Origin of the sequence: Vibrio pacinii DSM 19139 (genome assembly GCF_000711795.1) — a bacterium.
Taxonomy (GTDB): domain Bacteria; phylum Pseudomonadota; class Gammaproteobacteria; order Enterobacterales; family Vibrionaceae; genus Vibrio; species Vibrio pacinii.
On the sequence record NZ_KL543979.1, the window covers coordinates 1 to 2,117 of the forward strand.

Below are 2,117 nucleotides of genomic sequence, written 5' to 3' on the forward strand. Positions count from 1 at the left end.
GCGTATTTGCCAATCAACATGTCGGCTTGGCAGTTGCCTCGGCAATTTGCCATTGTTTTGCGCTTTGGTTGGAAAGAGAGGGCGCTTGTTGAGCGTTTATCGGGTTGCCTCATTGGGCAGGGAAGTGGACTTACGCGCTTTGTGTTTCGTGCTTTTGGCGGCCAAGTGAGTTTGAGTGCGTGATTTACTTCTTGAAATGCGGCCAATAAAGCAGTTCTTTGCCAAATAAATCAGTCATTTGTGGTAAAACATAACAAACAATTCAAGCAGACCCTCAACGCTTAGCACTTTTGGTTTGCGTTAAATTTTGTGTTTAGGGTGCAATGCGGAAAGTGAGTCAGGGCGTTTCGGGCTACTTAATTGGGCGTTAGCAGTCTATTAGCTCTAGCTTCACGAAAATGACAAAACTGGTTGTGATAAATTTATTGTCGTTGTAGCTTAAATGTATGTTTAGTCGGTATAAAAATCAGGGATATGTATGAAAAAGTTGGCAGTGGCAACCTTAATTCTGGCTTCTGTATCAAATGTGGTTTTTGCTCAAAGTTTGAATGAAAAATTGGCCAAGACCGAAGTAAGTCATTTGCAGCTTTTGGCTAACAATATGAACATGTTCATGCTTACAAAAATGGAAAGTATGAAAGAAAAGTCTCAGAGCAATGGTGAAGAGTTCGTTAACGAGTTTTTCAAGGCTCACATAGATCAAGAGAATAACCTGGTGTTTAATGCATACTATTCAGCGCCTGTAGCGTCACTTTCCAAAGATAAGTGCCAAGAAAAGCTATCATCAGATATTGAAGGATTAAGCGGTGAAAGTGGTGTGAGGGCTTTTCAGACAATATCTTATTTCCAACTCTCCAGTTCCGAGGTCTCTGATATCTTAGAAAGTGCTAAGTATTCGGTAACGATTATTGCAAAAGAGAACAATGAACTGAAAATATCATGTTCAAAATAGTCTGCTAACAAAGCATTTAAGAGTGATTCGCAACGCTTGGCGTTTTCGCTTCGCTCAAGTATAGCCAAGCGCCGCTCACACCTTAATGCGGCGTTAGTTGCCAGCGGTAAAAATGCAGCTAAAGAAGAATATTTCGGGCTAATGAATCGTGTGATTTTGCTCGGTTTTGTACTTTGGTGTAGCTTGCTAGAATTGCGTTCGATGTTTAACATTGTGGTTTTGTTTTTCCGTTTCAGACGCGTATGTACTCGTTGAAAGTAAGCTTTGTGACATTGTCTTTCCAAAAGGTCTTTTTGGTGCTTTTCAGTCAGTTTTCTACGGCGTTGTTAGTTCCAAGTGGTTTCAGTGACAGTCGCTTTGAAACTGCGCCTGATTTGAATTTTTCATAGCGCTCAAAAACGGTGTTGGCAAAGTGGTAATAAGCTTGAAATCAAAGGTTTAGAATGGCAACTAACAAGGCGTTTAAGGCAGATTCGCAACGCTAGGCATTTTCGGTTTGCTTTGAATTTAGTGTTTACGACACAATGGTTTAGGTTAGGTGGCAATGTTGCTCACTACTTAACGCAGCGTTATGTGCTTGGAGGGAATATGGAAATTCAGAAGGTCCTAAAATCGGACTTAGAGGCAGTGACAAGGCTTGTTTCAGAGGTCTCAGACAAGGATGTGCTTCCATTGTTTAATGAACAGGGAAAGCAAGAGTATAAGGACAGAGTTTTACCTGACCTAGTGACAACTTTTGACCATGAGAAGTTTTCATCTGTTAAGGCCGTATCAGGTGGGGAAGTCCTTGGTTTTGCTGCTTTACGTGATGGGAATTATCTAACACATTTATTTGTTGCTAATTCACAGCAAGGGGCAGGTTTAGGTCGTGCTTTATTGAATCATTTGCTCAATCAGACAGATGCTCGTGAAGTTAGCCTGCGTTCATCGGTGAATGCTGTTGAGTTCTACAATCGTAATGGTTTCGTAGCAACAGGTGAAGAAGCTGAGTTCAACGGAATTAGGTTCGTACCCATGTCTTTAGTACGCACATAACAAAGCATTTAAGAGTGATTCGCAACGCTTGGCAGTTTCGCTTCGCTCAAGTATAGCCAAGCGCCGCTCACACCTTAATGCGGCGTTAGTTGCCAGTGGTAAAAACGCAGCTAAAGCAGAAAGTTTAAGG

2 protein-coding genes and 1 pseudogene are annotated in these 2,117 nt (G+C 41.6%); all 3 read left to right on the forward strand.

The window, feature by feature from the left end; translation table 11 throughout:
* Nucleotides 1-183: pseudogene (locus BS19_RS20500) on the forward strand (hypothetical protein); the annotation flags it as partial.
* Between the two features lie 295 nt (nt 184-478).
* Entirely contained in the window at nt 479-952 is a 474-nt protein-coding gene (locus tag BS19_RS19300; RefSeq protein ID WP_038177574.1) for a hypothetical protein, read from the forward strand.
* A gap of 588 nt (nt 953-1,540) precedes the next feature.
* Nucleotides 1,541-1,987: a GNAT family N-acetyltransferase gene (locus BS19_RS19310; protein WP_038177576.1), complete on the forward strand. Its 447-nt coding sequence runs from the start codon at nt 1,541-1,543 to the stop codon at nt 1,985-1,987.
* Nucleotides 1,988-2,117 lie beyond the last annotated feature (130 nt).